We start from the raw sequence: 6000 nt of genomic DNA, 5'->3' as shown, positions 1-6000 counted from the left end.
TGGGCGCCGCACCCGCCGGGACCGACAAGCCCGTCCTGGCGAAGGTGTCGCTGACGGTGAACGGCCAGCGCCGGGACCTCGAACTCGACACCCGCACCTCGCTCCTCGACGCGGCGCGCGAGCACCTGCACCTCACCGGCTCGAAGAAGGGCTGCGACCACGGCCAGTGCGGCGCCTGTACGATGATCGTCGACGGACGGCGCATCAACGCCTGCCTCACCCTCGCGGTGATGCACCAGGGCGCGGAGATCGTCACCATCGAGGGGCTGGGCCAGCCGGACGCCCTGCACCCGATGCAGGCCGCCTTCATCAAGCACGACGGCTTCCAGTGCGGCTACTGCACGCCGGGCCAGATCTGCTCGGGCGTCGCCGTGCTCGCCGAGATCAAGGCCGGCATCCCGAGTCACGCCACCGCCGATCTCAACGCGCCGATGCAGGTCACGGACGCCGAGATCCGCGAGCGCATGAGCGGCAACATCTGCCGCTGCGGCGCCTATTCCAACATCGTCGAGGCGATGACCGAAGTCGCGGGGAAGCAGGCATGAAGTCCTTCACGTACGAGCGCCCGACCTCGGCCGCCGAGGCGGCGGCCGCCGTCGCCCGCACCCCGAACGCCAAGTTCATCGCCGGCGGCACCAACCTCCTCGACCTGATGAAGCTGCAGATCGAGACCCCGACCCACCTCGTGGACGTGAACGGCCTCGGCCTCGACACCATCGCGGCGACCCCGGAGGGCGGCCTGCGGGTCGGCGCCCTGGTGCGCAACACCGATCTCGCCGCCGACGCGCGGGTGCGCAAGGATTACGCGGTGCTGTCGCGCGCGCTGCTGGCCGGCGCTTCGGGCCAGCTGCGCAACAAGGCCACCACGGCCGGCAACCTGCTCCAGCGCACCCGCTGCCCGTACTTCTACGACACGGCGCAGGCCTGCAACAAACGGGCCCCCGGTTCGGGCTGCTCGGCCCTCGACGGGGTCTCGCGCCAGCTCGCGGTGATCGGCGCCAGCGAGGCCTGCATCGCCACCCATCCGGGCGACATGGCGGTGGCCATGCGGGTCCTCGACGCCACCGTGGAGACCATCGATGCCAAGGGGGCATCGCGAAACATCCCCATCGCCGAGTTCCACCGCCTGCCGGGCGACCGGCCCGAGGTCGACACCACGCTGGCCCCCGGCGAACTCATCACGGCGGTGACGCTGCCGAAACCGCTCGGCGGCACGCACATCTACCGCAAGGTCCGCGACCGGGCCTCCTACGCCTACGCCCTCGTCTCGGTCGCCGCCGTGGTGCAGCCGGACGGCACCGGCCGGGCGGCCTTCGGGGGCGTCGCGCACAAGCCGTGGCGGGTCGAAGCCGCGGAGGGCGCGATGGCGCAGGGCGCCAAGGCGGTGACCGCGCAGGCCTTCGCCGGGGCCAAGCCGACCCACGACAACGCCTACAAGCTGAAGCTCGCCGAGCGCACGCTCGGCGCGGTGCTCACCGAAGCGAGGGCTTAGAGCCATGAAGTTCGACACCCCCGCCGGCCAGAACCCCATCGACCAGCTCAAGGTCGTCGGAAAGGCCACCGACCGGATCGACGGCAAGTACAAGACCACCGGCACCGCCCCCTACGCCTACGAGCGCCACGACGTGGCGGCGAACCAAGCCTACGGCTACGTGCTCGGCGCCGGGATCGACGGCAAGTACAAGACCACCGGCACCGCCCCCTACGCCTACGAGCGCCACGACGTGGCGGCGAACCAAGCCTACGGCTACGTGCTCGGCGCCGGGATCGCCAAGGGCCGCATCCGGGCGATCCACTCGGAGGCGGCCAAGCGCGCCCCCGGCGTCCTCGCCATCGTGACCACCCTGGAGACGCCCCGCCTCGAACGCGGCACCATGAACGCCGCTTACCTGTTCGGCGGCGACCGGGTGCAGCACTACCACCAGGCCATCGCCGTGGTGGTCGCCGAGACCTTCGAGCAAGCCCGCGCGGCGGCCTTCCTGGTCAAGGTCGACTACGCCCCCGAGGCCGGCAAGTTCGACCTCGCCACCGAGGCGAAGGGCGCGCCCCCCGCGCCGGGCGACAGCGGCGAGGGCAGCGGCGGCGACGGCGTCGAGCGCGTCGGCGATTTCGAGGGCGCCTTCGCGTCGGCCCCGATGCGGTTCGACGAGACCTACACCACCGCCGACGAGAGCCACGCCATGATGGAGCCGCACGCCACCGTGGCGGCCTGGGACGGCGACAAGGTCACCCTCTGGACCTCCAACCAGATGATCGGCTGGGGCCATGGCAGCATGGCCAAGATACTGGGCATCCCGAAGGAGAACGTCCGGCTCGATTCGCCCTATGTCGGCGGCGGCTTCGGCGGCAAGCTGTTCGTGCGCGCCGACGCGGTGCTGGCGGCGCTGGGCGCCAAGGCGGCGAGGCGCCCGGTGAAGGTGGCGCTGACCCGGCCGCTGGTGGCCAACAACACCACCCACCGGCCTGCCACCATCCAGCGGGTGCGCATCGGCGCCACCGAGGACGGCACGATCACCGCCATCGCGCACGAGAGCACCTCCGGCAACCTGCCCGACGGCGATCCCGAGACGGCGGTGAACCAGACCAAGCTCCTCTACGCGGGCGCCAACCGCATGACCGCCATGAAGCTCGCCCATCTCGACCTGCCGGAGGGCAACGCCATGCGGGCGCCCGGCGAGGCGCCGGGCCTGATGGTGCTCGAAGTCGCGATGGACGAGATGGCGGAGAAGCTCGGGATGGACCCGGTGGCGTTCCGCATCCGCAACGACACCCAGACCGACCCGAACAAGCCCGACCGCAAGTTCTCGCACCGCGACCTCGTCGGCTGCCTGACGCGCGGCGCGGAGACGTTCGGCTGGGCCAAGCGCAACCCGAAGCCGGGCTCGGTCCGGGACGGGCACTGGCTCGTCGGAATGGGCGTGGCCGCGGCCTTCCGCAACAACATGGTGATGAAGTCCGGCGCCCGCGTCCGGCTCGACGCCAAGGGCACCGTGACCGTCGAGACCGACATGACCGACATAGGCACCGGCAGCTACACCATCATCGCCCAGACGGCGGCCGAGATGATGGGCGTGCCCCTCGACCGCGTCGTAGTCCGGCTCGGCGATTCCGCCTTTCCGGTCGCGGCGGGCTCGGGCGGCCAGTGGGGCGCGAATTCCTCCACCTCCGGCGTCTACGCGGCCTGCGTGAAGCTGCGCGAGGCCGTGGCGCAGCGCCTCGGCATCAACTCGGACGATGCCGTCTTCGTGGACGGCGAGGTGCGGTCCGGCAACCGCGCCGTGCCGCTCGGCGAGGCGGCGCAGGCCGGCGCGCTGACGGGCGAGGACAGCATCGAGTTCGGCGACCTGTCGAAGACCTACCAGCAATCCACCTTCGGCGGGCATTTCGTCGAGGTGGGCGTCGATGTCGACACCGCGGAGGTGCGGGTGCGCCGGATGCTGGCGGTCTGCTCCGCCGGCCGCATTCTCAACCCGAAGACCGCCCGCAGCCAGGTGATCGGCGGGATGACCATGGGGACGGGCGCCGCCCTGATGGAGAAGCTCGACGTCGACACCAAGCGGGGCTTCTTCGCCAACCACGATCTCGCCGGCTACGAGGTCCCGGTCCACGCCGACATCCCGCACCAGGAGGTGATCTTCCTCGACGAGGTCGATCCGATCTCCTCGCCCATGAAGGCCAAGGGCGTGGGCGAACTCGGCATCTGCGGCGTCGGCGCCGCGGTGGCCAACGCCGTCTACAACGCCACGGGCATCCGGGTGCGGGACTACCCCATCACCCTCGACAAGCTCCTGGACCGGATGCCGGAAGCCGCCTGACCGGCCGGACGGGGGGACCCCTCCCCCGGGAGCCGCCCGACAGAGCGGACGGGGGAGCCCTCCCCCGTCCGCATCCGGCTCACGGGTGCTTGTGGATCGGATCGACCCACGGGACCGTCTCGGGGCGCTCGACGGGGTCGACATCCGTGATGTTGACCACCACCGCTTCGTTGTCCGAGCGCACCAGCACGCAGTGCAGGGGCTCGTCCGGGGAGGCGTTGATCTCCTGGTGCGGCACGTAGGGCGGCACGAAGATAAAGTCGCCGGGGCCGGCCTCGGCGACGTATTCGAGCCGGTCGCCCCAGCGCATCCGGGCGCGCCCCGAGAGCACGAAGATCACGCTCTCCAGGGCACCGTGGTGGTGCACGCCCGTCTTGGCGTCGGGCTCGATCGCCACGGTGCCGGCCCAGATCTTCTGGGCGCCGACGCGGGCGTGGTTGATGGCGGCCTGCCGGAACATCCCCGGCGTCTGCGCCGTGTTGGGGTCGAGCCTGTCGCCGGGGATCACCCGGATGCCGTCGTGCTTCCAGCGCGGGGCGGCGTCCCCCGTCGGGGACGCGTCGTGGTCTTGATCGTGGTCCTGCATCGCGAAACCTCCTTGGGGGTCGATCGAAGGGCCGGCCGCTCAGGCGGCGGGCAGTTCCCCCACGATGGCGGTGACGATGCGGGAATCCGTCGGCTCCATGGAATGCGGGAAGGCCGCGAGCAGGCTGCCGTCGCGGGCGACGAGGTACTTGTGGAAGTTCCAGCCCGGGGTGGCGCCGGGCTTCTCGGCCGCCGCCCAGCGGTAGAACGGATGGGCGGCGGGGCCCTTGACGTGGGTCTTGGCCACCACCGGGAAGGTGACGCCGTGGTTCTTGCGCGCCGCCTCCGCGATGGCGACACCGTCCAGGGTCTCCTGATTGCCGAAATCAGGCGACGGCACGGCGATCACCGTGAGGCCGCGGGCGCCGAACCGGGTCCACAGACCCTGAAGCCCGACGAACTGCCCGGCATAGCCGCAGGAGGTCGCGGTGTTCACGACGAGGATTGGCTTGCCGGCGAAATCCGCCAGAGGGAGACCGCCGCCCTCGGGTTTCTCGAAGGTGAAGGCCCCGGCCCGGGTCTCGCCCGCCTGCGCGGCCCGCGCGCCGCCGGCCAGGGCCGCGCCGAGGAGGATCAGGGCCCGTCGGCGGGGCAGGGTCTCGCTGAGGAAGGACGGCATGGCGGGGCTCCCGGGGATTCGCGGCGCGGGGCACCCGCGCGGTCTCTCGATGGGAATCTAGGGCGCGAACGGCCCCCGTGTCTCGCGCCGATCGTCCCAGGTCGCGCCTTCGTGCATGCAGGGGATAGGGATCCGTGCGCGCGGGCGGAGCGATCCGTGCACGTGGGCGGAACCATCGGGCCGTCCCGAGCTTGAGCGTTCGACACGGCCCCACCCGGCCCCACACGCCCCTGACCCGGAAAGACCAGCCTCCATGCGCAGCCTGTTGCTCGGCACCACCCTCCTCGTCGCCGGCACCCTCGGTGCCCTCGCGCAGGCGCCGGAGGCAACGGCGCCCGGCACGGCCCCGGTTCCGGCGGCCCCCGCCACCCTCGCCAACGACCTGCGCCCGACCTTCGTGGCGCAGAACCCCACCGACATGGTCACCTCGAAGCTCGTCGGCCTGATGATCCAGAACGGCGCCAACGAGACCATCGGCGAGATCGCCGACGTGGTGCTCGACGAGAAGAGCACGGTGAAGTCCTGGGTGGTCGGCGTCGGCGGCTTCCTGGGCATCGGCACGAAGTACGTCGCCATCGATCCGAGCGCCCTCAAGCTCTCCCGCACCAACGACACCACCCTGAAGGCGACCATCGACACCAACAAGGATCAGCTCCGCGCCGCCCCCGAGTACATCTACCTCGGCAAGGCCAAGACCGATGCCAAGACCGACGCCAAGACCGATGCGAACACCAAGCCGGCAGAGCCCGCCAAGGCGCCGTAGGATCGAGATCCCCTTCGCGGGAAGCTGCGCAGGAGGGTGCCTCGGGCACGCATCGGGCGGGGATCGCATCCGGCGCATCGTCGACGGACCGTCTCGACGCGGCCCGATCGATCGGCCCGGACCGCGCAGGTTCGTCCGGCCGGTGACGTCGTGGATCAGGCCCGTCCTCGGCCCGGACTTCGCATGAGCCTGGGCCGCCATCACGGCACCGCCGAGGG

6 protein-coding genes are annotated in these 6000 nt (G+C 71.2%); 4 read left to right on the top strand and 2 right to left on the bottom strand.

What is annotated here, in order from left to right; genetic code table 11:
* The 3 genes from paoA to paoC form a co-directional block, all read left to right on the top strand.
* Positions 1–545: aldehyde dehydrogenase iron-sulfur subunit PaoA (gene paoA / locus ASF52_RS13845; RefSeq protein WP_056172969.1), on the top strand; the 545-nt coding region annotated here is incomplete at its 5' end.
* Entirely contained in the window at positions 542–1492 is a 951-nt protein-coding gene (locus ASF52_RS13840; RefSeq protein ID WP_056172966.1) for an FAD binding domain-containing protein, read from the top strand. The genes paoA and ASF52_RS13840, both read left to right, overlap by 4 nt.
* 4 nt (positions 1493–1496) lie before the next feature.
* On the top strand, positions 1497–3815 hold the full coding sequence (gene paoC / locus ASF52_RS13835) for an aldehyde oxidoreductase molybdenum-binding subunit PaoC (protein ID WP_056172964.1): 2319 nt from the start codon (positions 1497–1499) through the stop codon (positions 3813–3815).
* A 79-nt stretch (positions 3816–3894) separates the two neighbouring features.
* Here the strand turns inward: paoC and ASF52_RS13830 are convergent, their stop codons facing one another.
* Entirely contained in the window at positions 3895–4401 is a 507-nt protein-coding gene (locus tag ASF52_RS13830; RefSeq protein ID WP_056172961.1) for a cupin domain-containing protein, read from the bottom strand.
* Between the two features lie 39 nt (positions 4402–4440).
* Positions 4441–5019: a glutathione peroxidase gene (locus tag ASF52_RS13825; protein ID WP_056172957.1), complete on the bottom strand. Its 579-nt coding sequence runs from the start codon at positions 5017–5019 to the stop codon at positions 4441–4443.
* Positions 5020–5272: 253 nt separating this feature from the next.
* Between ASF52_RS13825 and ASF52_RS13820 the strand changes: the two genes are divergently transcribed.
* On the top strand, positions 5273–5782 hold the full coding sequence (locus ASF52_RS13820) for a PRC-barrel domain-containing protein (RefSeq protein ID WP_056172954.1): 510 nt from the start codon (positions 5273–5275) through the stop codon (positions 5780–5782).
* The last annotated feature ends 218 nt before the right edge of the window (positions 5783–6000 follow it).

The sequence above is a fragment of the Methylobacterium sp. Leaf112 genome (assembly GCF_001423295.1).
GTDB lineage: Bacteria > Pseudomonadota > Alphaproteobacteria > Rhizobiales > Beijerinckiaceae > Methylobacterium.
This window is presented reverse-complemented; position numbering and strand designations above follow the sequence as displayed.